Origin of the sequence: Streptomyces sp. SP17BM10, from assembly GCF_036322405.1 — a bacterium.
Lineage (GTDB): Bacteria > Actinomycetota > Actinomycetes > Streptomycetales > Streptomycetaceae > Kitasatospora.
Window position 1 is genome coordinate 161,571 of sequence record NZ_JAQYXB010000576.1, and the last position, 20,557, is coordinate 182,127.

General features: G+C 72.8%; 20 protein-coding genes. 6 read left to right on the forward strand and 14 right to left on the reverse strand.

What is annotated here, in order from left to right; all coding sequences use genetic code 11:
* Positions 1–64: 64 nt before the first annotated feature.
* A complete protein-coding gene (locus tag PUR71_RS16895; RefSeq protein ID WP_329927817.1) occupies positions 65–1,564 on the reverse strand; it encodes an MFS transporter in 1,500 nt (499 codons plus the stop codon).
* A gap of 215 nt (positions 1,565–1,779) precedes the next feature.
* Here PUR71_RS16895 and PUR71_RS16900 point away from each other — a divergent pair, with 215 nt between their 5' ends.
* Positions 1,780–2,151 (forward strand): YciI family protein, encoded by a 372-nt coding sequence (locus PUR71_RS16900; protein WP_329927818.1) that lies wholly within the window; start codon positions 1,780–1,782, stop codon positions 2,149–2,151.
* The gene (locus PUR71_RS16905; RefSeq protein WP_329927819.1) at positions 2,148–3,419 is read left to right on the forward strand and encodes an RNA polymerase sigma factor; all 1,272 of its coding nucleotides are present in this window, start codon (positions 2,148–2,150) and stop codon (positions 3,417–3,419) included. Before PUR71_RS16900 ends, PUR71_RS16905 begins: the two co-directional genes overlap by 4 nt.
* A 39-nt stretch (positions 3,420–3,458) precedes the next feature.
* On the opposite strand, the gene PUR71_RS16910 is transcribed toward PUR71_RS16905, so the two are convergent.
* The 5 genes from PUR71_RS16910 to PUR71_RS16930 all read right to left on the reverse strand — a co-directional run bounded on the left by PUR71_RS16910 (position 3,459) and on the right by PUR71_RS16930 (position 8,056).
* The gene (locus PUR71_RS16910) at positions 3,459–4,328 is read right to left on the reverse strand and encodes a hypothetical protein (protein WP_329927820.1); all 870 of its coding nucleotides are present in this window, start codon (positions 4,326–4,328) and stop codon (positions 3,459–3,461) included.
* A gap of 335 nt (positions 4,329–4,663) precedes the next feature.
* A complete protein-coding gene (locus tag PUR71_RS16915) occupies positions 4,664–5,458 on the reverse strand; it encodes an alpha/beta fold hydrolase (protein WP_329927821.1) in 795 nt (264 codons plus the stop codon).
* Positions 5,459–5,487: 29 nt separating this feature from the next.
* Positions 5,488–5,829, reverse strand: coding sequence for a winged helix-turn-helix transcriptional regulator (locus tag PUR71_RS16920; protein WP_329927822.1), 342 nt, complete (start codon positions 5,827–5,829; stop codon positions 5,488–5,490).
* A 139-nt stretch (positions 5,830–5,968) separates the two neighbouring features.
* On the reverse strand, positions 5,969–6,874 hold the full coding sequence (locus PUR71_RS16925) for an NADP-dependent oxidoreductase (protein WP_329927823.1): 906 nt from the start codon (positions 6,872–6,874) through the stop codon (positions 5,969–5,971).
* 111 nt (positions 6,875–6,985) lie between these two features.
* Entirely contained in the window at positions 6,986–8,056 is a 1,071-nt protein-coding gene (locus PUR71_RS16930) for an alkene reductase (protein ID WP_329927824.1), read from the reverse strand.
* A gap of 270 nt (positions 8,057–8,326) precedes the next feature.
* Between PUR71_RS16930 and PUR71_RS16935 the strand changes: the two genes are divergently transcribed.
* Positions 8,327–8,842 (forward strand): MarR family winged helix-turn-helix transcriptional regulator, encoded by a 516-nt coding sequence (locus PUR71_RS16935; RefSeq protein ID WP_329927825.1) that lies wholly within the window; start codon positions 8,327–8,329, stop codon positions 8,840–8,842.
* A gap of 437 nt (positions 8,843–9,279) precedes the next feature.
* Here the strand turns inward: PUR71_RS16935 and PUR71_RS16940 are convergent, their stop codons facing one another.
* Complete coding sequence (locus PUR71_RS16940) at positions 9,280–10,293, reverse strand: ABC transporter permease (RefSeq protein WP_329927826.1); 1,014 nt, start codon at positions 10,291–10,293, stop codon at positions 9,280–9,282.
* Positions 10,290–11,282 carry an ABC transporter ATP-binding protein gene (locus PUR71_RS16945; protein WP_329927827.1) on the reverse strand — a complete coding sequence of 331 codons (993 nt, stop codon included), beginning with the start codon at positions 11,280–11,282 and terminating at the stop codon, positions 10,290–10,292. The genes PUR71_RS16940 and PUR71_RS16945 overlap by 4 nt, the downstream gene beginning before the upstream one ends.
* A gap of 154 nt (positions 11,283–11,436) precedes the next feature.
* Here PUR71_RS16945 and helR point away from each other — a divergent pair, with 154 nt between their 5' ends.
* Positions 11,437–13,641 carry an RNA polymerase recycling motor ATPase HelR gene (gene helR / locus PUR71_RS16950; RefSeq protein ID WP_329927828.1) on the forward strand — a complete coding sequence of 735 codons (2,205 nt, stop codon included), beginning with the start codon at positions 11,437–11,439 and terminating at the stop codon, positions 13,639–13,641.
* An 18-nt stretch (positions 13,642–13,659) separates the two neighbouring features.
* On the opposite strand, the gene PUR71_RS16955 is transcribed toward helR, so the two are convergent.
* The 3 genes from PUR71_RS16955 to PUR71_RS16965 form a co-directional block, all read right to left on the reverse strand.
* Positions 13,660–14,373, reverse strand: coding sequence for a TetR/AcrR family transcriptional regulator (locus PUR71_RS16955; RefSeq protein ID WP_329927829.1), 714 nt, complete (start codon positions 14,371–14,373; stop codon positions 13,660–13,662).
* Between the two features lie 33 nt (positions 14,374–14,406).
* Entirely contained in the window at positions 14,407–14,940 is a 534-nt protein-coding gene (locus tag PUR71_RS16960) for a copper resistance CopC family protein (protein WP_329927830.1), read from the reverse strand.
* 74 nt (positions 14,941–15,014) lie between these two features.
* The gene (locus PUR71_RS16965; protein ID WP_329927831.1) at positions 15,015–15,560 is read right to left on the reverse strand and encodes a hypothetical protein; all 546 of its coding nucleotides are present in this window, start codon (positions 15,558–15,560) and stop codon (positions 15,015–15,017) included.
* Positions 15,561–15,859: 299 nt separating this feature from the next.
* Between PUR71_RS16965 and PUR71_RS16970 the strand changes: the two genes are divergently transcribed.
* The gene (locus PUR71_RS16970; protein ID WP_329927832.1) at positions 15,860–16,654 is read left to right on the forward strand and encodes a TIGR03084 family metal-binding protein; all 795 of its coding nucleotides are present in this window, start codon (positions 15,860–15,862) and stop codon (positions 16,652–16,654) included.
* A 46-nt stretch (positions 16,655–16,700) separates the two neighbouring features.
* On the forward strand, positions 16,701–17,108 hold the full coding sequence (locus tag PUR71_RS16975) for an SgcJ/EcaC family oxidoreductase (RefSeq protein WP_329927833.1): 408 nt from the start codon (positions 16,701–16,703) through the stop codon (positions 17,106–17,108).
* A 135-nt stretch (positions 17,109–17,243) separates the two neighbouring features.
* Here the strand turns inward: PUR71_RS16975 and PUR71_RS16980 are convergent, their stop codons facing one another.
* From PUR71_RS16980 to PUR71_RS16990, 3 genes are all read right to left on the reverse strand, one after another.
* On the reverse strand, positions 17,244–18,557 hold the full coding sequence (locus tag PUR71_RS16980; protein WP_329927834.1) for an RNA polymerase sigma factor: 1,314 nt from the start codon (positions 18,555–18,557) through the stop codon (positions 17,244–17,246).
* A gap of 2 nt (positions 18,558–18,559) precedes the next feature.
* Positions 18,560–18,898 carry a YciI family protein gene (locus PUR71_RS16985; protein WP_329927835.1) on the reverse strand — a complete coding sequence of 113 codons (339 nt, stop codon included), beginning with the start codon at positions 18,896–18,898 and terminating at the stop codon, positions 18,560–18,562.
* A 158-nt stretch (positions 18,899–19,056) separates the two neighbouring features.
* A complete protein-coding gene (locus PUR71_RS16990) occupies positions 19,057–20,532 on the reverse strand; it encodes a M28 family peptidase (RefSeq protein WP_329927836.1) in 1,476 nt (491 codons plus the stop codon).
* Positions 20,533–20,557 lie beyond the last annotated feature (25 nt).

Consider the following 20,557-nt stretch of genomic DNA (forward strand, 5'->3'; position numbering starts at 1 on the left):
GCGACGGATTGTCGCGGCCCCGCCGCTCACCCGTACCGGGGGAGCGGCGGGGCCTTTCCGTTTGTTACGCGTGGGTGGCCTCGTAGTCGGGGGCTGCTGCGGCGGCCTGGGGTTCCGGTACCTTCGGGCGCAACGCGTACGTCAGGACGGCCAGGCCGGCGAAGATCCCTGCCGCGACGGCACCGGTGACGTGCAGCGCTGTGGTGAACGCCTCCCGCGCGGTGTGCAGGAGGTCCGTGGCTTGGCCGGCCGGAAGGTGCTCGGCGGCGGCGACCGCGCCTGCGAGGGAGTCGGACGTGCCGTGTGTCCGGGCGTGGTAGACCGCCGCGGCCAGCGCGCCGAGGAGCGCGAAGCCCAGCGAGCCGCCGAAGTAGTTGCCGGTCTCCGACATCGCCGCGGCCGATCCGGCGCGCTCCGGCGGGACGGAGCCCATGACGAGCCCGGTACCGAGCGCGAACAGAGGGCCGGTGCCGAGCGCCAGGACGGCGACGCCGGTGACGACCAGCGGCAGGCTGCCGGGGCCGTCCACGGCCGTCAGCAGCAGCCCGCCGAGCGCGGAGAGCGCCAGCCCGCCGGCGATCGCGGTCGGCTGGCTCACCCGCCGGGCCAGGAGCGGCGAGGCCATCGTGCCCACTGCCACGGCCAGGCCCATCGGGGCGAACAGCACGGCGGACGCGAGCGGCGAGTGGCCGAGGACGCTCTGAAGGTACTGCGTCACCAGCAGGCCCGTCCCGGCCATGGCGACGCCGGCGAACACCAGTGCGACGAGGATGGCCGTGAACGGGCGGCTGCGCAGCAGGCGGAGGTCCAACAGTGGTGTGTCCAGGCGCAGTTGGCGCCGTACGAACAGTGTGCCGATCGCCGCGCCCACGGCCAGGGCCGCAGACGGCACGGCGGGCGCGCTCCCGGCCGCCAGCTGCTTGAGCCCGTAGACCACCAGGAGCACCGCCACCAGCGACAGCCCCACGCTGGTGAGGTCCAGCCGCCCCGACCGGTCGCCGCGGAACTCCGGCAGCAGGAACGGCCCGGTCAGCAGCAGCACCGCCATCGCCGGCACGGCGGCCAGGAACACCGATCCCCACCAGAAGTGCTGGAGCAGGAACCCGGCGAGCACCGGCCCGAGCGCGCCCCCGGCGAACTGGCAGGTCGCCCACACCGCGATGGCCCGCCCGCGCTGCCGCCCGTCCCGGAACAGGTTGGTGATCAGCGCGAGCGTGGACGGCGCCAGCGTCGCCCCGGCGACGCCGAGCAGCGCCCGGACGACGATCAGCACCAGCGGGTCCGTGGCGAAGGCCGCCACGACCGACAGCACCGCGAACGCCGCGGCGCCGGTGAGCAGCAGCCGCCGGCGGCCGATCCGGTCACCGAGGGTGCCCATCGTGATGACCAGGGCGGCCACCGTGAGCCCGTAGCCGTCACTGATCCACAGCTGCTGGACGTTGGTGGCACCCAGGTCCGCGCTCAGCCGCGGGAGGGCGAGCAGCAGCGCCGTCACGTCCATCGCGACCAGCAGGGTGGGCAGCATCAGGACGGCCAGGGCCGGCCATGCCCGTTCGACTCGCATCTTCGTAACCTCCGGATCTCCGTACGTTGCGCAGGCTGGTCGGAGCCGGGGGAGCGTTCTTGACGCCCGTCGACGCCCGTGGGCCGTGCGGCGGGAAAAAAGTCGTGGGAAATTTCTCCGGGGAACGTCCCGAACGATGTCAAGACGGCGCCGGCGGCTCCGACCAACCGGTCGAGAGGGCCCCGCCGGGGTCCGCGCACCACGAGGAGCACGCGATGAAGTTCGTGATCGGCCTGCACATCAACCCGGCCGTGCTGGACGCGCTGACCGACGAGGAGAAGGCGGCGATCGGCGCCGGCCACGGCCGGTTCATCGAGGCGCTGAAGGAGTCCGGCGAGCTGATCGTCACCCAGGCGCTGGTGGACCCGTCCCAGGCGGCCGTGGTGACCGTCCGGGACGGGCAGCCGGTGGTGACCGACGGCCCGTTCCTGGAGGCCAAGGAGTTCCTCGGGGGCTTCTACCTCATCGACTGCGAGGACAAGGAGCGCGCGATCGAACTCGCGGCGCAGATCCCCGACGCCGCGATCCCGGGACTGGGGGTCGAGGTGCGCCAGGTCATGTTCTCCGACGGACACTTGGAGGCATGACCCACGGCAAGACGCGGGGAACGACCCCCGGAACGACCCCCGACCGTCCGCACGGCACTGCGGTGCACGAGTTCGAGGACCTGCTGCGTGAACTCGCGCCGCAGGTCCTCGGCACGCTGGTGCGGCGGCACGGACAGTTCGAGGGCTGCGAGGACGCCGTGCAGGAGGCCGTCCTCGCCGCCGCCGTGCAGTGGCCCGACGAGGGCGTGCCGGACAACCCCCGCGGCTGGCTGGTGACGGTCGCCTCCCGCCGCCTCGTCGACTGGATGCGCAGCGACCACGCGCGCCGCGAACGCGAGGCGGCGACGGCGTTCGAGGTGCGGGCCGAGGACGTTCCGGACACCGACGACACGCTCGTCCTGCTGTTCCTGTGCTGCCACCCGACCCTCACCGCGGCCTCCCAGACCGCCCTGACCCTGCGCGCGGTCGGCGGCCTGACCACCGCCGAGATCGCCCGCGCGTTCCTGGTCCCGGAGGCCACGCTCGCGGCCAGGATCAGCCGGGCCAAGCAGCGCATCAAGGCCGCCGGCAGTTCCTTCGCGCTCCCCGAGGGCGAGGAGCGCGAGGAGCGGCTGCGGGTGGTCCTGCACGTCCTCTACCTGATCTTCAACGAGGGCTACACCGCCTCTTCGGGCGCCGACCTCGTCCGCCCCGACCTCGCCCGCGAGGCGATCCGCCTGACCCGCACGGTGCACGCCCAGCTGCCCGGCGACCCCGAGGTCACCGGCCTGCTCGCCCTGATGCTCCTCACCCACGCCCGCCGCGAGGCCCGTACGACGTCCGCCGGTGACCTGGTCCCCCTCGCCGACCAGGACCGGACGGCCTGGGACCGCACCCTGCTCGACGAGGGCCTCGCCCGCGCCAAGGCATCCCTGGCCGGCCCCGCCCTCGGCCCGTACCAGCTCCAGTCCGCGATCGCCGCGACGCACGCGGCCGCCGCGACGGCCGAGGAGACCGACTGGCACCAGGTGTACGCGCTCTACCTGATCCTCGAACGCATCGCCCCCAACCCGATGGTCACCCTCAACCGCGCGATCGCCCTCGCCGAGACCGAAGGCCCCGAGGCGGGCCTGGCCCTCCTCGCCACCCTCGACGCCGACCCGAGGATGGCCGCCCACCACCGTCTCCTCTCCGTCCGCGCCCACCTCCTGGAACGCATCGGCGACACGACAGCGGCCCACGAGCACTACCGCCGCGCGGCCAGGGCCACGGCGAGCACCGCCGAACAGCGCTACCTGGAGTCGCGGGCGGCCCGGCTGCGGCCGTAGCTCCGCGGGCGGTATCGCCCGTTTCTTGGACTGGAGCCATCACAGGTGTGACAGGAACTGCTTCGTGGTGTCGATCCACGCCTGGTCGTGGTTGCCGTTGGCGCCCCCTCCCCATAGCACGATTCCGTCGGCTGTCTTGGCGCATGTCGTCAGTTCATATGCCCAGAGGTCCGCCGGTAGGTATTGGTCTGCGTTCTGGGTGTGTTCCGGGTACTCGGGCCACAGGAACGGGTAGACGGGCTTGTCCGGGGCGATCTGCTTGGCTTCGGAGAGGTCGCGGTCGAGCCTGCGCTGCCAGCTGTCTGAGTCGGGGGAGAAGGTGTAGAGATCGGGGAAGAAAGCGTCCTCGTGGTCGGCGAGGGTGCGCGCCAGCGGGTAGTACACCGGTTGGGTGTTACCGAGCAGGCCCCAGAAGCCGATCTGCTTGCCGGGCGCGGCCTCGTGGGTCCATTGCAGCAGGGTCGAGAGCTTCTGGAAGTGCCGCTGAGCCTCCTCGGGTGTGCCCTTGAGGTAGAGCGTTTCGTAGTCGAGCACGAGTGGCCCCGGGGCGCCGAGGTGTTGGCGGATCAGTTGCTGGTAGGCGTCCTTCGCGGGAAGGGCGAGTTCGGCTTTCGGGCCGCTGTGTGTCCCGCCCGGATCAGGCTGTCCGGACAGGGCGGCGACGGCGGATCCGTAGATGATGTCGGCCTTGACGACACCGATCTGCTCGAGGTCGAGGTTGGCGTAGAAGGTCGTGTCGTAGACCGTGAATCCCCCACGGGTGGGGCTGGCGACTGACGCTGATGGCGTGTGAGTGCCGGTGGTGCTCTGGAGCGGGGGCTGGGCGCCGCACGCGGTGAGCAGCAGGGCGCCGAGCGCCGCGGCGATGGTTCGCCCGGCCTGAGCGTGGTGGGTTCTTGTCCTGGGCATTCGGGTTCCATCCAGGTCTGGGTGGTGGCGGCTGCGCCGACGCGCGTGGAGTGGCCAGGCGACAGAGTGGTGGCGGCATGCGGTGATGCGCGGTTCCGCGCGGGCCGACGGTAGGGCCGGTTCCGGGGGATTTCTTGTGGACCTCGACGGCGGGCGGTCTGGTTCCGGGGACGGGGGCCGCGTGCGCGGTGGGGCTGAAAGGCGTGTCGCCCTGGTGCCGCGGTTGCCGACGGCGGTCGGGCTGGGGTGCTGAGGGGGCTGCCGGGTCTGAAGGCCGGCAGCCCCCTCAGCTCTTGCGAGCGGGCCTTGGTGTTCGCGCAGGGGCTGGTGCCTGGTCAGCTGCTGTGCTTGGCGAGGAAGTCGGTGATGAGGTTCTGCCATTCCTCGGGGCGCTCGACCATGGGCAGGTGGCCGGTGGGGATCTCGGCGAGCTGGGCGCCGGGGATGTTCTCGGCAAGCTCGCGGTGCAGGACGGGCGGGACGAGGTGGTCGGCGGTGGTGGAGATGACCAGGGTGGGGACGCGGATACCGGCGAGGTCGTCGCGGACGTCGATCCGGGCGGCGAGGTCGGCCTGCTCGACGGTGCCGTCGGCGATGTCGGCGGCGGCGTAGGTGATGACCTGCTCCAGCTGCTCGGCTGGCATGGCCTCGATGGCCTGGGGGCTGAGGGCGTGGGGGAAGAGGAACTCGCTGACCAGGCGGCGGTCGCCGGTGGCGGCGAGCTTGCCCCAAACCCTGAGGGTCAGTGCCTGCTGGTTGTTGGGGTGGGCCATGGTGGCGGTCAGGACGAGGGCGGTGACGCGCTCGGGGTGGCGGGCGGCGGCGCGGATGGCGACCGGGCCACCGAGGGAGTAGCCGTGCAGGGCGAAGGTGTCCAGGCCCTCGGCGACGGCGGCAGCGACGAGCTGGTCGGCGATCTCGTCGATGTCGAGGGGGGCGGTGGCGCGGGGGGTGTCGCCGCTGCCCGGGTAGTCGACGCCGACCACCGTGTGGTGGGCGGCCAGGCCCTCCAGGATCGGGCCGTAGGTGCCAGCGACGCTGCTGCCGGCGCCGTGGGCCAGGACAAGGCCGGGGCCGGAGCCCAGGCGGGTGCGGGCGAAGGTCGCTTCGGGGAGGTTGCGTGCGGACATGAGTGATCGGTCCTTCCGAGTGGTGGTGATCAACGGGGGTCGGCGGCGGTGGCCCGAGTGCGCTGCTGCCACCAGCGGCGGATCTGTTCGAGTGAGGGCAGCAGGGCGCGGCCGTCCGCGGTGAGGGTGTAGGTGGCGGGGCCGGGCGGGAGCTGGGCGTGGGTGACGAGCCCGGCGTCAACCAGTTCGCGCAGCCGGTCGGCGAGCATCTTGCTGCTGATCGAGCCGATCGCCGCGTGCAGTTCTCCGAACCGGGCGGGGCGGGTGGCCAGAGTGTGCAGGATGATCCCGTTCCACTTCTGGCCCAGCACCGCGAATGCGGAGGCCAGGTCCACATCCGCCGTCGGTACGGGGAGGTTGGCCAGGGCCATCGGTTCGGCCTTCCGTCGTGTCGGTGCAGCTGATGCCAGGGCGTTGGGGGTCGGGTGGGCCGCAGTCGGCCGGGGGATGCCGGCTGCGGCCCCGGAGCCGTCTCGCCCGTTCCAGCGACGCGAGGCGGCGGCATGGAGGTCAGGGCATCAGGACGGCCTTGCCCTGGTTGCGGTGGGCTTCCAGGTCGGCTTGCGCCTCGGCCGCCTCCGCCAGGGGGTAGGTGCGCCAGACGGGCACGGTGAGCTTCCCGGCGGCGGCCAGCTGCACCAGCTCGGGCAGGGACTCCCCGCCCTGCCCGGAGGTGCCGGCGCTGAAGCGCACGCCGTGCTGCGCGGCGGTCATGTCGGCGATGGTGATGACCTTGCCCGCGTCGCCGGTCAGGGCGACGGAGTCGGCGAGCAGGCCGGCGCCGGAGGTGTCGAACACGAAGTCCACGCCGCCCGGGGCCGCGGACTTCACGCGCTCCGCCCAGCCGTCGCCGTAGAGGACGGCGGTGGCGCCGAGGGCGATGACACGCTCCAGGTCGCGCTCGGCGGCGGTGCCGATGACGGCGATGCCGCGAGCGGCGGCCAGCTGCACCGCGATGACGCCCACGCTGCCGGCGGCGCCGTGGATGAGCAGGGTCTGGCCCGCCTGCACGCCCAACTGGTCCAGGACCCGGGCCGCGGTCTGGCCGACCGTGACCAGCGAGGCGGCGACCTCCCAGGACAGGGACTCCGGCTTGGCCACCGGCCGCTCCAGCAGGGCGTACTCGGCGTAGCTGCCGCCCACGGTGGCGCCGAGGACCTCGTCCCCCACCGTCGCGTCGGCTCCCGCGCCGACGGTGTCGACGACACCGGCCGCGTCCAGGCCGGGGATCACCGGGAAGTCGGCCGGGACCATGCGGGCCATCAGGCCGGACCGGATCTTCATGTCGAGCGGGTTCACGGAGGCGGCCTTGACCTTGATCCGGACCTGGCCGGGGCCCGGCTCCGGCGGGGTGACCTCCGACAGCCGTAGCACCTCGGGCGCGCCGTACTCGGAGAAAGTGATCGCTTTGGACATCGAAGGCTCCAGGGGAGAGGACGCGGATGCGAAGTGATCCACATCACAAGAGTGGGGTCGGGGAGGGTGGAACGCCCGGCAGCAGCGGGTCGCGGGCCCCGGGCTGCGCGGTCAGCCGGCGAGAGCGGGGTAGTCGGTGTACCCGCGGTGGTCGCCGCCGTAGAAGGTGCTCGGGTCCGGGGTGTTGAACGGGCCGCCGGCCGCCAGGCGGGCGGGAAGGTCGGGGTTGGCCAGGAACAGCGCCCCGTAGGCGATCATGTCCGCAGTCCCGTCCTCGATCAGCTTCAGTGCCTCGGGCCCGGTGACGTCGGGGTGGGTGAAGGGGTTGAGGAGGAACGTGCCGGGCCAGGCCTTGCGCAGCCGCGCGGTCAGGTCGCGGTCCGGGCCCTCCATCAGGTGCAGGTAGGCCAGGTCCAGGCCCGCGATCCGCTCGATCAGTGCCTGGTAGGTCTCGGCCGGGTTGTCCTCGGCCATGTCGTTGTAGGGGTTGCCGGGCGAGATCCGCAGTCCGACCCGGTGGCCGCCGATCGTCTCGGCCACGGCCGTTGCGACCTCGACGGCGAAGCGGATCCGGCCCTCGACCTCGCCGCCCCAGGCGTCGGTGCGCCGGTTGGTGTTCGGGGCGAGGAACTGGTGGATCAGGTATCCGTTGGCGCCGTGGAGCTCCACGCCGTCGAACCCGGCCTCGATGGCGTTGTGCGCCGCGTTCGCGAAGTCGGCGATCGTCTGCCGGATCTCCGCCTCGCTCAGCTCCTTGGGCGTGACGAAGTCCTTCGGCCCCTCGTGGGTGAAGACCTGCCCCTTGGCGGCCACCGCGGACGGCGCGACCGGGACCACGCCGTCGGGCAGCAGGCTGGGGTGGCCGATCCGGCCGGTGTGCATCAGCTGCGCGAAGATCACCCCGCCCTCGCGGTGCACCGCATCGGTCACCGTCCGCCACGCCGCCACCTGCCCGGCTGAATGCAGCCCGGGGGTGTTCGGGTAGCCCTGGCCGACCGCCGAGGGCTGGATGCCCTCGGTGATGATCAGGCCGGCGGTGGCGCGCTGCGCGTAGTACGTCGCCATCAGTTCGGTGGGTTCGGCGCCGGGCCTGTAGGCGCGGCTGCGGGTCATCGGCGCCATCGCGACGCGGCTGGCCAGGCGGCGGTCGCCCAGGACGATCGGATCGAAAGCGGTGGTCATGATCAAAGCCCTTCGAGCTGTGGGTGCTGCAGCGGCCGGTGGCGGCCTCGGTTGGTGGGGTCCGATGCGACCCGACCGATTTACCTGTTCGAACAGTAAAACGCCCCAGCAGCATTCCGCAAAGGATGTGATGCGCATCACAGCAGCCTGCGATCCCCTTGTAAGGGGCGGCTTGTGCATGGAGGGCGAGAGAGCGAATCGGGAGATCCTGGACCGGAAGAGGTATCTTGTTTGAGCAACCTTCATCGCGAGGCAGGAGTGTCAGAGACCATGGCGGAGTCCGCAACCAGCAGCGAGGGCCACTCCCCGGCCTCGGCCGACGCCACCATCCCCCTGCCCTCAGCAGCCAGCGGAGGACCCATCAGTCACGCGATCTTCCGGGTGGCCCGCACCCACCGCATGATCGCCGGACACCTCCTGCGCCGCGTGGGCCTGCACCCCGGCCAGGAGCTGGTGATGATGCAGCTGTGGGAACTCGGCCCACAGCGGCAGGTCGACCTCGTCCGTCTGCTCGACTCCGACGCCGCCACCATGACCCGCACCATCCGCCGCCTCGAACACGCCGGCTTCGTCCGCCGCTCACCCTGCCCCGACGACAAACGCGCCTCCGTCATCGAGGCCACCGCCGCCAGCCATGCGCTGCGCAAGGAAGTCGAACAGCTGTGGCGCCAGCTCGAAGACGCCACCACCGGCGACACCACCGACGAGGAACAGGCCGCGGTCCTGCGCGCCCTGGAAGACATCGAGAAGCGACTCACCCGCACCGCCGCACAGCTCGGAACCTGACGGCGCACCACGGCGAAGAGCCGACCGACCCCCACTCCCGCAGGAGGCCGGCCGCCGACCGCTGGGCAAACCGTCGGTCGGCGACGGCGCGAGCGGGCGAAGCTGCGGCTGTACCTCGACGGCCAGGACGTCCCCGACCCGTGGAAGCAGCCCGAGGAGGCGTTCGCCGCCTGCGCCACGGTCGCGGAGGCTGGCGCCGACCGGCACCTGCCCGTCGACGTCGATCGGGTCTGATGCCTACCCGGCGTACAGCAGGCCCGGCTTCTTCGCCCCACTCACACCGCCACTGCCTCGTCATCGCCGAGCACGCCCTGGCGGCGGCGCAGGGACGGTGCGGGCGGCGACCTGAACACCTGGACGGTGTTGGGCCAGGTCAGAGCCAGGTCAGAGCGAGTTGGTGGGCATTGTGACAACGGGCGCGACCTTTCCGGCTGCGGCTACGGCACCGCGACGGTGGCGCCGCACTCGGGGCAGCGGTACGGGTGGCGTTCGGCGAGGGTGCGGCGGATCCAGTTGACGATCCAGGGGAAGGTGACGGTGGGCAGGTCCCTGGTGGCCTCCACCGTTCCGTGGGTGGGGCAACGGCCCTGCCGGGTCTGGGTTTCGGTAGGCATGGCGTGCTCCCGGGTGCGGGCTCCTACGTGCCGCGCGGCAGCCAGCTGAACCGGCGCAGCGCCACCACGAGGCCGGCGGCTCCCCAGGCGGCGACGATCAGCAGGTCGGTGCCGGCGAAGCCCGCGCCGGTGGTGTGCGGGTTGTAGGCGGTGAGCAGCGCTTCGACGAGGTGGTGGACGGGGAAGACGTCGCCGACGACGGTCAGCCAGTGGGAGGATCGACGTCGCGATGAAGACGCCGGAGATGAAGTACAGCGGCAGCATCACGGCCTGGGTGATGGGCTGGGCGGCGTCCTCGTTGCGGATGACGGACGTCAGCGCGTAGCCGAGGCAGCAGAACGAGACGGTGCCGACGATGACGGCCACCGCGAGGGCGGGCGCGGTGCGCGCGGGCACGTGGGCGCCGTACGCGGCCCAGCCGATCACCAGCAGCAGGACGGTGATGCCGATCGACACGACGATCGCGGTGAGCGTGCGGCCGGCGATGACGGCGGCGGCCGGGACGGGGGTGGCGCGGCGGCGTTTGAGGACGCCGGACTCGCGCTGGGCGGTCACCGAGATGACCAGGTTGACGAAGGACGCGGCGATGATGCCGAGGGTGATGATGCCCGGGACGTAGTACACCGAGGTGTCGATGGCGCCGCCGGAGACCTGGACGGTGTTGTTCTGACGGCCGAACACCGAGGCGAAGATGATCAGGAAGAGCACCGGGAGCGCGAGCGTGAAGAACCGCGACTGCGGGTTGCGGAGGAACGCGCGCAGGTCGTACGGGAATTGGTGCAGCGCGAGGCGTACGGCGTCGCGGGCGGAGCTGCGGGCCCGGGTGGCGGCCATCATGTGGCCTCCGAATGCCGTGGCGCCTCGGGGTGCAGTGCGTCCGTTCCCGGTTCGGTGAGCGCCAGGTAGACGTCTTCGAGGCTCGGGCGGCGGACCTCCAGGTCGGGCAGGTCGTGGCCTTCGTGCTCGGCCCAGGCGATCAGCGGCCCGAGCACGGCGAGCGGACGGGCGGAGCGCAGGAGGGTGTGGTCGGCGCCGCCGGTGCCGTCCGCACGGACGGCCACGAGGGCATCCCGCACGGGCCCCGGCAGTGCGGCCACGGAGGCCCCCGGCGGCAGCGTGAAGCTGATCTCGGCGGCGGCCCGCTGGCGTCCGCCGAGGGTGCCGGGCGGGCCGGAGGCGACGATCCGGCCCTCGGAGATCACCATGACGTGGTCGGCGAGGTGCTCGGCCTCGTCCATGAAGTGGGTGGTGAGGAAGACGGTTACGCCCAGTGAGCGGAGTCCGGCGATCATGTCCCAGGCGGCGCGGCGGGCGGACGGGTCGAAGCCGGTGGTGGGTTCGTCCAGGAACAGGAGTTCCGGGTCGCCGATGAGCGAGAGTGCCACGTCCAGGCGGCGCCGCTGGCCGCCGGAGAGGCGGGTGGCGGTGGCGTCGGCCTGACCGGCCAGGCCGACCAGCTCCATCGTCTCGTCGATCCCGCGCGGTGACGGGTAGTAGCCGGCGTAGAGCCGGAGGCACTCGGCGACGGTGAGGTCCCGCTCGGGCCGCGACTCCTGGAGGACGACGCCGATCCTGGCCCGCCACGGTGGCCCGGCGTGCGCCGGGTCCTCGCCGAGGACGGTCACGTCGCCGCCGGTGCGGCGGCGGTAGCCTTCGAGGATCTCGACGGTCGTGGTCTTCCCGGCGCCGTTCGGGCCGAGGAACGCGAACACCTCGCCGCGTCGGACCTCCAGGTCGATGCCGCGCACGGCCTCGAAGGAGTCGTAGCGCATGCGGAGGCCGGAGACGGTGATGACGGGATCGCCGGTGCCGGTCGAAGTACCCATGCTCAACCAAAGCGGTTACGGGCAGGCGCGCACGAACACCCACCTCTTGCCACTCTCAACGTATAGCGCAAGGGGGGCCTTGCGGCAAGGCCCCCCTCCTCCCGCAGACTTACCGCCTCAACGCCGAGAACTGCGGAAACGGGAGATTCACGAAGTGCGTGCGCGTTTGTCCTCCACCGATGCCACCTACCCCCTGTCCGGCGGCGTTTTCGACCTTCCCGAACGGCTCGCCCACAAGGCCGACCCGGCGCTGATCGCCCGCGACGAGGCGCACTTCGCCGCCATCGCGGAGAGCCTGGAGCAGACGATCGCCGAACTGACCGAGCGCCTCGAAGCGGTGCGCCGCGCGCCCGGCGGCCTCGGCCGGGGCGCGCTGGACCGGGACACCGAGGTCCACCGGCTCACCGGCCGGCTCCGCGCGCTGCGCCGCTTCGGCGCGGACCTGTGCCTCGGGCACGTCGTCGGCGCCGACGACGGCGAGCCCGTGTACATCGGGCGCCTCGGCCTGACCGACAGCGACGGCCGCCGCCTGCTCCTGGACTGGCGCGCCCCGGCCGCCGAACCGTTCTTCGCCGCCACCCACGCCAACCCGATGGGCCTCGCCAGCCGCCGCCGCTACCGCTGGACGCGCGGGCGGATCGGCGACTACTGGGACGAGGTGTTCACCGCCGACGGCCTCGACGGACGCGCCGCGCTCGACGACCAGTCCGCCTTCATCGCGAGCCTCGCCAGCAACCGTTCGGAGCGCATGCGCGACGTCCTCGCCACCATCCAGGCCGACCAGGACGCCATCATCCGCGCCGGATCCCGCGGCGCCCTCGTCGTCGACGGCGGCCCCGGCACCGGCAAGACCGTCGTCGCCCTGCACCGCTCCGCCTACCTGCTGTACTCCGACCCGCGCCTCGGGCACCGGCGCGGCGGCGTGCTGTTCGTCGGCCCGCACCAGCCGTACCTGGCGTACGTCTCCGACGTGCTCCCGAGCCTCGGCGAAGAGGGCGTGCGGACGTGCACCCTGCGCGACCTCGTGCCCGAGGGCGCCGCGGCCGGCACCGAGCCGGACCCCGAGGTCGCCCGCCTCAAGTCGTCGGCGGACCTGGTCAAGGCCGTCGAGAAGGCCGTCGCGATCTACGAGGAGCCGCCCACCGAGGGCATGACGGTCGAGACCTACTGGGACGACCTCTGGCTGAGCGCCGACGACTGGGCCGAGGCCTTCGCCGCGCCCGAACCCGGCACCCCGCACAACGAGGCGCGCGAGCAGATCTGGGAGGAACTCGTCCGGATCCTCCTCGACAAGACGGACGCCACGGAGGACGACGAGGACGAGGCCGGGTTCTCCCCGGCGGTGTTCCGCCGCTCGCTGCGCCAGAACAAGGACCTCGTCACCGCCCTCAACCGCGCCTGGCCGATGCTCGACGCCACCGACCTCGTCGGCGACCTCTGGACCGTGCCCGCCTACCTGCGCCTGTGTGCGCCCTGGCTCGCCCCGGAGGACGTGAAACGGCTCCGGCGCGCCGACGCCCAGGCCTGGACGGTCTCCGACCTCCCGCTCCTCGACGCCGCCCGCCGGCGTCTCGGCGACCGCGAGGCCGCCGGCCGCCGGCGCCGCCACGAGGCCGCGCTCGCCGCCGAACGCGCGCGCATGGCCGACGTCATCGACCACATCCTCGAAGCCGACGAGGACGGCGAGGGCGCCGTCACCATGCTGCGCGGGCAGGACCTGCGCGACAGCCTCGTCGACGTCGACGCCGCCGAGCCCGTCGCCGACCCGGAGCCGTACGCCGGCCCGTTCGCGCACATCGTCGTCGACGAGGCGCAGGAACTCACCGACGCCGAGTGGCAGATGCTGCTCCTGCGCTGCCCGTCCCGCAGCTTCACGATCGTCGGCGACCGCGCCCAGGCCCGGCACGGCTTCACCGAGCCGTGGCGCGAACGGCTGGAGCGCGCCGGGCTCGACCGGATCGAGGTGGCCTCGCTCGGCGTCAACTACCGGACGCCGGAAGAGGTCATGGCCGAGGCCGAGCCGGTGATCCGGGCGGCGCTGCCGGACGCCAACGTGCCGACGTCCATCCGCAGCAGCGGGATCCCCGTCGTGCACGGGGGCGTCGGGGAGCTGGAGTCCGTCCTCGAGGCCTGGCTGACCGAGCACGCCGAGGGCGTCGCGTGCGTGATCGGGGATCCCTCGTTCGAGGAGCGGCCGCGGGTGCGGTCGTTGACGCCGGAGCTGTCGAAGGGGCTGGAGTTCGACCTGGTCGTCCTCGTCGACCCGCAGGCGTTCGGGGACGGGATCGAGGGCGCCGTCGACCGCTACGTCGCGATGACGCGGGCGACGCAGCGGCTGGTGGTGCTGACGAGCTCCTGACTCCTCCTCACGTCCCGCTCACGAGCTGCCGACGTCCGCGGGATCGACCGGGACGTCCTGCCGCGGCCCGTCGTCGTGCGACGCGACCTCGGTCGGCATCCGCAGCAGCGCGGAGGCCATCGAGGCCGCGGCGTCCGACGGGCTGTCACCGACGCCGACCATCAGCGCCGTCAGCTGGGCGAGCAGACAGCTCTCGGCGTTCCACGGGGACAGGAGGTAGCCGCCCAGTTCGAGGGTGACCAGGCCGTGCACGGCGGACCACATCTGGTGGGCGACGAGCCCGGGGTCCGTCGCCCGGAACCGGCCCGCCTCGATGCAGCGGGCGGCGCTCTCCACCACGCCCGTCAGCGTGTAGCGGCCGTGCCGCCGGTCCTCCTCGCCCACCGAGAACCCGCCCAGCAGCGCCCCGCCGAACATCACCCCGTACAGGTGCGGGTTGTCGAGCGCGTTGCAGCGGTAGGCGAAGCCGAGGACGGCGAGGTCGGCGACCGGGTCCGCCGTGCGGTGGACCCGGTCGAAGTGCCGCTGCAGCCGGGCGAATCCCTCGTGGACGGTCGCGCGCACCAGGCCGTTCATCCCGCCGAAGTGCGTGTAGAGGGCCATCGTCGAGCTCCCCGCCTCGGCGGCGATCCGCCGGGCCGACAGCGCCTTCGGACCCTCCTCGGTGAGGAGGCGGGCGGCGATGTCGAGCAGGGCCGGACGGGCGGCGGGATCGCGGCGGCGGGGGCTCATCGGCGTGTGGTCTCCAGGGGTCGTCCTCAGGCCTCAGGGCTCTGCGGAGGGGGCCGGGCGGGCTCTGCGGCGCACCCGGGGGCGGCGGATCATCAGCAGGACGGCCGCCGGCAGCAGGACGGCGTCGACGACGAGCAGGGCGGCGTTCCAGACGCCGTCGATGTCGTGCGCGTGGCCGGACGCGGCCCCGGTGTCGCCCTGCGGGCCGGTGGCGGGGGCGCCGACGGAGAAACCGGTGACGCCCGAGGTCTCCTCGCCCGAAGTCAGGGCGAGCCGGTAGGTGACGACGTAGGCGCCCGGCCGGGAGATCGTGACGGGTGTGATCACGCGCTGCCCGTCGAGCCGCGGTGTGCCGCTGTCGACGGCCGTGCCGTCGGTGTCGGTCACCCGCACGAAGACGGACTTCGTGCGGAGCTCGTCGCCGAACGCCAGCACCACCTCGGCGGGCGGGGAACCCACGCTGGTGCCGTCGGCGGGCGTGACCGTGTCGAGCCGCAGCGGTTTGGAGGAGCTCAGCCAGGCGACGGCCAGGAGCAGCAGCACCAGGACGGCGAGGCCGGCGGCCATCCGCCGCTGGAACGCGCGCGTCGCGCTCGGCTTCCGGGTCCTCCGTGCTCTCCCCAGGGAGTGCTGGGCGAGCGTCATGCGCCCGTCGGGGCCAGCGGCCGGTGCTCGACGGCGTGGCAGCTGCACGTCATCTCGTGCGCCTCCTCCGGGCTGGGCCGCAGGTGGAGGTACATCGCCACGACCATCGGGATGAACACGATCGTGTTGTAGAAGAGGTGCAACTCGACTCGGGCGAAGACCAGTTGGAGGATACTCGTCGGCGCGGCGCGGCCGAAGAGGAAGTGGCCGGTCTGGGCCTGGAGGAGCAGCAACAGGTGCTCGATGTGGTGCCAGAACTGGATGCCCAGGGAGATGTTCCACCAGGTCCGCGCCCGCCCGACGAAGCCGGGGCGCAGGAGGAACAGGCCGATCAGCATGACGATCGCGTAGCCGTAGTGCAGCCATTCCGAGGTGATCAGCCACGGGTAGAACTCCCCGAGGACCCCGCGGGCCTTCGGGACGGGTCGGCCGAGGCCCCAGATCTGGTAGGCCTGGACGAGGTGTTCCGTCCAGTGGCCGATGACGACGATCAGGAACAGGTTGAGCAGGGCCCGGTGGTGCTGGACCACTTTCGTCCTCATGGGTCCTCCCGGTGGGGCGGATGCGTAGGGGCGGGGTTACCGTCGTGCGGCGGGGCCTGTGCCACGCCGGTACACCACCCTGCCAAATGCCGGGATCCGCATCCGTCTTCGAGCTTGCGCACTTGGCGTGCGGGGGCGCCGCGGGGCGCGCCCCGGGGCACCGCACGATCGGAGAAGGCGGGGCAACTCGGCCGGGACATACTGAAGTTCGTTGATCGCACGGTTCGGTGCGGCGTGGCTCCGGCGGTACGTCGGATTGCCGGCGCCCCGGTGACGAGACCAGGACGGACGGACACAGGATGGCGGACCCGCAGGACGTGATCGCGGCGCTGAGCGCCGAGGGCGGCGAGATCGACCGACTCGTCGCGGACCTGGACGAGGAGCAGTGGCGGTTGCCGACGCCGGCGCCCGGGTGGACGATCGCCCACCAGGTGGCCCACCTGGCGGCGACCTTCAAGATGGCCGGGACCGCGGCCGCGGCGCCGGACGCGTTCCGGGCGATCGTGTCGCGGATCGGCGGGGACTTCGACGGGGCGGTGCAGACCGCGCTGCTGCCGTACCTCGCGGAGCCGCCGGAGCGGCTGTACGCGCTGTGGCAGGCCGAACGGGCCGCCGCCGAGAAGGCGTTGGCGGAGGTGCCGGCCGGGGAGCTGGTGCCGTGGCTGGTGCGGCCGATCCCGGCCCCGGTGCTGGCGGCGGCGGGGATGATGGAGCTGTTCGGGCACGGGCAGGACATCGCGGACGCGCTCGGCGTGGACCGCCCGCGCACCGACCGGCTCCGGCCGCTGGTCGAATTCGCCGTCCGGGTATGGGACTTCGGGTACCAGGCGCGGAAGCTGCCGACGCCGGACCAGGAGTTCCGCTTCGAGATCACGGCGCCCTCCGGCGCGCTCTGGGCGTACGGCCCGGTCGACGCGACGGACCGGGTGAGCGGGCCCGCCGAGGACTTCTGCCTGCTGGTCACCCGCCGCCGCCACCCCGACGACCTGGCGGTGACCGCCAGCGGCGCCGACGCCGAGGCGTGGCTCGAGATCGCCCAGGCCTACCGCGGCCCGGCCGGCGAGGGCCGCACCCCGGGACAGTTCGCCAGGTAGGGCGCCGCCGGCCCCCACTCCGTACCGACCACCGAGGAGATCCGCCATGCCCGAGCTCACCTCCGACCAGGCCGCCGCCGTCGAGGTCCCGCAGCGCATCGTCGCCGCGTGGGCCGAACACGACCACGACGCCTTCGCCGACCTCTTCACCGAGGACGCCCACCTGATCCTCGCGGGGGACGTCTTCCTGCAGGGCCGCGAGGCCATCCGCACGTTCATGGCCCAGGCCTACGCGGGCCCGTTCAAGGGCACCCGGGTGACCGGAGATCCGCTGGCCGCCAAGTTCCACGGACCCGACTTCGCCCTCGTGGTCACCCAGGGCGGCGTCCTCGCCCCGGGCGAGACCGAGGTCGCCCGCGAGCGCGCGATCCGCGCGACGTGGATGCTGGCCCGCGAGGACGGCGGCGAGTGGCGCGTCGCCGGGTACCAGAACACCCCGATCCACGCGGGCTAGCGGCACCGGAACGGCTCTGGACGGTCCGCCGACGGGAAGTCGGCGGACCGTCCTGCGTTTGTCGGCCGCCCGGGGCGGCCGGAACGGCCAGGACGGTCGGCGCGCATCTCCACCGTGCGTTCCCCGAGCCGGGCATCACCAGGAGGTCGGCGCCGCGGGACGCGGCTGAGCGGGACGAAAGGGAGACGCGCCGCTCCGTGACGGTCGGCCCGTGCAGGCGGCGACCTCCTCCAGGCGGCGGGCCAGGTACTTGCGTTCGGTGTCGGTGGTGGCCAGGTCGTGGGCGAGGCGGTAGGCGTGGGCGGCCTCGTCCCAGCGTTCGAGGCGGCGCAGGAGGTCGGCGCGGACGGCCGGCAGGAGGTGGTAGCCGCTGAGCTCGCGGCCGGCGGCGAGCTCGTCGACCAGGGCCAGGCCGGCCGCGGGGCCCTCGGCCATCGCGACGGCCACGGCACGGTTGAGCTCGACGACGGGGGACGCGGCGAGGCTCGCGAGGCGGGCGTAGAGGTGGGCGATCGCGGACCAGTCGGTGTCCGCGTCGGAGGCGGCGGTGGCGTGGCAGGCGGCGATGGTGGCCTGGAGCTGGTAGTGGCCGACCTCGCCGAGGTCCAGGGCCGACTCCAGCAGGGCGACGCCCTCGTCGATCTCCTCGCGGCGCCAGCGGGAGCGGTCCTGGTCGGCGAGCGGGACGAGTTCCCCGTCGGGGTTCACCCGGGTGTCCCGGCGGGCGTGGTGGAGCAGCATGAGGGCGCCGAGGCCCAGCACCTCGGGCTGGTCGGGCATCAGGCGGGCGAGGAGGCGGACGAGTCGGATCGCCTCGCCGCAGAGGTCGGGGCGCAGCAGGTCGGCGCCGGTGGAGGCGGCGTAGCCCTCGTTGAAGAGCAGGTAGAGGACGGCGAGGACGCCGGGCAGGCGCTGCGGGAGGAGTTCCTTGCCGGGCACCTGGTAGGGGATGCCGGAGTGGCGGATCTTCTCCTTGCCGCGCACGAGTCGCTTGGCCATGGTCTGTTCGGAGACCAGGCAGGCGCGGGCGATCTCGGCGGTGGTGAGGCCGGCGAGGGTGCGCAGGGTGAGGGCGACGCGGGAGACGAGCGGCAGCGCCGGGTGGCAGCAGGTGAAGATGAGCCGCAGGCGGTCGTCGGTGATGTCGTTGGGCTCGGCGGGGGCCCGTTCCTCCTCGTGGCGCAGGTCGACGGCGATCTGCTGGAGCTTGACGGCCTCGACCTTGCGGCGGCGCAGCCGGTCGATGGCGCGGTTGCGCGCGGTGGTGACGATCCAGGCGCCGGGCCGGGCGGGCACGCCGTCCTGCGGCCAGCGGGCGAGGGCCTGGGCGAAGGCCTCCTGGGCGCATTCCTCGGCGAGGTCCCAGTCGCCGGTGGTGCGGATCAGCGTCGCGACCACCCGGGCCCATTCGGCCCGGAAGGTGGCCGCGACGGCGGACTCGACGTCCACGCTCAGCCGCGGAAGGGGCGGATCTCGATCACGCCGTACTCGGCCACGGGGTGGCGGGCGGCGATCTCGACGGCCTCGTCGAGGTCCGCGCAGTCGATGATGTCGTAGCCCGCGATGACCTCCTTGGTCTCCGCGAAGGGGCCGTCGCCGAGCACGACCTCGCCGCCGCGCAGGCGGACGGTGGTGGCGGCGTGGTAGGGGCTCAGCTCGTCGCCGTGCAGGCGGATGCCGGCCGCGTCGAGCTCGTCGGCCCAGGGCATCGGCTCGTCGGGCTCGACCGGCTTCTGCGGCTCGCCCTCGTAGGCGGCCTTGTCGACACAGACGAAGAGCATGAACTTCATGGCTCCAACTCCCAGTTGACGGATGCGCGGCAAACCGATTCTAGGGTGGAACCGGTACCGGCCGCCCGGTGATCGGACCGGGCGGCCGGAACGGACCGTCCGTCACCGCACTCCCACGACGAACAGGGGGAGCGGTTCTGGACAGGGGGGAACCGCGTTCAGCTCAGGCCCTTGGTGGCGAGCTCGCGCACCACCGTCCAGGCCGCGGCGCCGAAGTCGCCGACCGCGGTGCGGTTGACGTTCTTGATCGTGTCGCAGGCCTGGTGGAAGCACGGGTCGTTCTCCTGGCCCGCCGTGCCGCCGTACTTGGTGGCCTGGTCCGCGGTCTTGACCTCGGCCGCGCCGCCGAACAGGCCGCTGGTGGGGACGCCGGCGTTCATCAGCGGCCCGTAGTCGGCGTCGCCGTCGAACGTCGTGGGCGGGTGCGGGTCGGTGGCCATGCCGCGCGCGGCGAACGCGTCGGTGAACAGCTTCGTGATCTTGTCGGACCCGGCCGGCCCGGTGCCGTCGAAGACGTAGCGGGTGTAGTTCGGCGAGCCGATCGAGTCCAGGTGGACGGCCGCGAGGATCTTGGCCACCCCGGCCGGGCCGATCGTGTCGACGTAGTGGAGCGAGCCCTGGAGCCCGACCGCGCCGCTGGCGTCGCGGAAGGCGCGGGTCTCCTCGGCGCCGAAGAACGCGAAGCGGACCTTGTAGTGCGGCGGCACGCGCAGGTGCGCGAGCTGCCGCGCGATCTCCAGGGCCGCCGCCACGCCGGTGCCGTTCTCGTTGATCCCGGGGCCGCTGGGCAGGGCGTCGAGCTCGGCGTGCACGAGCACGACGTGGTTCGGGTCGCCGCCGCGCGTCTCCGCGATGATGTTGCGGGTCGGCGCGTCGGGGTTCTGCTCGGTCCTGGTCACCAGGTGGACGGTCGCGCCGGTGCTCGACGTGGCCGCCTGGTAGAGGGCGAGTCCGCTCGCGTAGTCGAGGCCCACCACCGGGATGCCGGTGGGCCCGCCGATCGTGCCGGTCAGCGGGCCGTCACGGCCGGGCTGGCCCTCGTTGAACATCATCACGGCCTTGTAGCCGGCCGCCTGCGCGTTGGCCGTCTTCGGCGCGAAGCCGCAGCCGCCGCGCTGGATCAGCGCGATCCGGACGGCTCCGGCGGGCACCGGGGGGAAGTCCCCGGGGGCGCAGCCGGAGGCCGAACTCGGCTGGGGCGTCGGCGGGACGACCACGTTGGTCGTCGGCACCACGGTGCCCGTCACGTCCGCGCTGCCCGAGTAGACGAACGTGTCGGCCTTGATGGTGACGGCGTTGGGTGAGACCTCGGTCAGTGCGGCGGGGCCCAGTTCCCGGTAGTACGGGATGGTGAACCGCTGTTCCTGGACGTCGTAGCCGGAGTGGCGCAGGGTGCGCTCCACGTAGTCGGCGGCGGCGTCGTACCCGGCGGTGCCCGAGGCGCGCAGGCCGGCGTTGTGGTCGGCTATTCGCTGGAGGGCGCGGACGTGGGTCATGATGCCGCGCGTCGTGACGCCCTTGGCGAGGGCCAGGTCGGGAGGGTCGCCGCCGTCGTCGGCGCTCGCGGGCGTGGCCGCGCCCGCGAGCGCCATCGCCGTCAACAGGGTGGTGAGCAGGGCGGTCCATCTTCGCAAGGGGTTCCTCCTGGGAACGGGTGTG

What these genes read in the sequence shown, in the direction of transcription:
- PUR71_RS16895 (WP_329927817.1), bottom strand. Translation starts at nt 1,564, where the DNA reads ATGCGAGTCGAACGGGCATGGCCGGCCCTGGCCGTCCTGATGCTGCCC.
- PUR71_RS16900 (WP_329927818.1), top strand. Translation starts at nt 1,780, where the DNA reads ATGAAGTTCGTGATCGGCCTGCACATCAACCCGGCCGTGCTGGACGCG.
- PUR71_RS16905 (WP_329927819.1), top strand. Translation starts at nt 2,148, where the DNA reads ATGACCCACGGCAAGACGCGGGGAACGACCCCCGGAACGACCCCCGAC.
- PUR71_RS16910 (WP_329927820.1), bottom strand. Translation starts at nt 4,328, where the DNA reads ATGCCCAGGACAAGAACCCACCACGCTCAGGCCGGGCGAACCATCGCC.
- PUR71_RS16915 (WP_329927821.1), bottom strand. Translation starts at nt 5,458, where the DNA reads ATGTCCGCACGCAACCTCCCCGAAGCGACCTTCGCCCGCACCCGCCTG.
- PUR71_RS16920 (WP_329927822.1), bottom strand. Translation starts at nt 5,829, where the DNA reads ATGGCCCTGGCCAACCTCCCCGTACCGACGGCGGATGTGGACCTGGCC.
- PUR71_RS16925 (WP_329927823.1), bottom strand. Translation starts at nt 6,874, where the DNA reads ATGTCCAAAGCGATCACTTTCTCCGAGTACGGCGCGCCCGAGGTGCTA.
- PUR71_RS16930 (WP_329927824.1), bottom strand. Translation starts at nt 8,056, where the DNA reads ATGACCACCGCTTTCGATCCGATCGTCCTGGGCGACCGCCGCCTGGCC.
- PUR71_RS16935 (WP_329927825.1), top strand. Translation starts at nt 8,327, where the DNA reads ATGGCGGAGTCCGCAACCAGCAGCGAGGGCCACTCCCCGGCCTCGGCC.
- PUR71_RS16940 (WP_329927826.1), bottom strand. Translation starts at nt 10,293, where the DNA reads ATGATGGCCGCCACCCGGGCCCGCAGCTCCGCCCGCGACGCCGTACGC.
- PUR71_RS16945 (WP_329927827.1), bottom strand. Translation starts at nt 11,282, where the DNA reads ATGGGTACTTCGACCGGCACCGGCGATCCCGTCATCACCGTCTCCGGC.
- PUR71_RS16955 (WP_329927829.1), bottom strand. Translation starts at nt 14,373, where the DNA reads ATGAGCCCCCGCCGCCGCGATCCCGCCGCCCGTCCGGCCCTGCTCGAC.
- PUR71_RS16960 (WP_329927830.1), bottom strand. Translation starts at nt 14,940, where the DNA reads ATGGCCGCCGGCCTCGCCGTCCTGGTGCTGCTGCTCCTGGCCGTCGCC.
- PUR71_RS16965 (WP_329927831.1), bottom strand. Translation starts at nt 15,560, where the DNA reads ATGAGGACGAAAGTGGTCCAGCACCACCGGGCCCTGCTCAACCTGTTC.
- PUR71_RS16970 (WP_329927832.1), top strand. Translation starts at nt 15,860, where the DNA reads ATGGCGGACCCGCAGGACGTGATCGCGGCGCTGAGCGCCGAGGGCGGC.
- PUR71_RS16975 (WP_329927833.1), top strand. Translation starts at nt 16,701, where the DNA reads ATGCCCGAGCTCACCTCCGACCAGGCCGCCGCCGTCGAGGTCCCGCAG.
- PUR71_RS16985 (WP_329927835.1), bottom strand. Translation starts at nt 18,898, where the DNA reads ATGAAGTTCATGCTCTTCGTCTGTGTCGACAAGGCCGCCTACGAGGGC.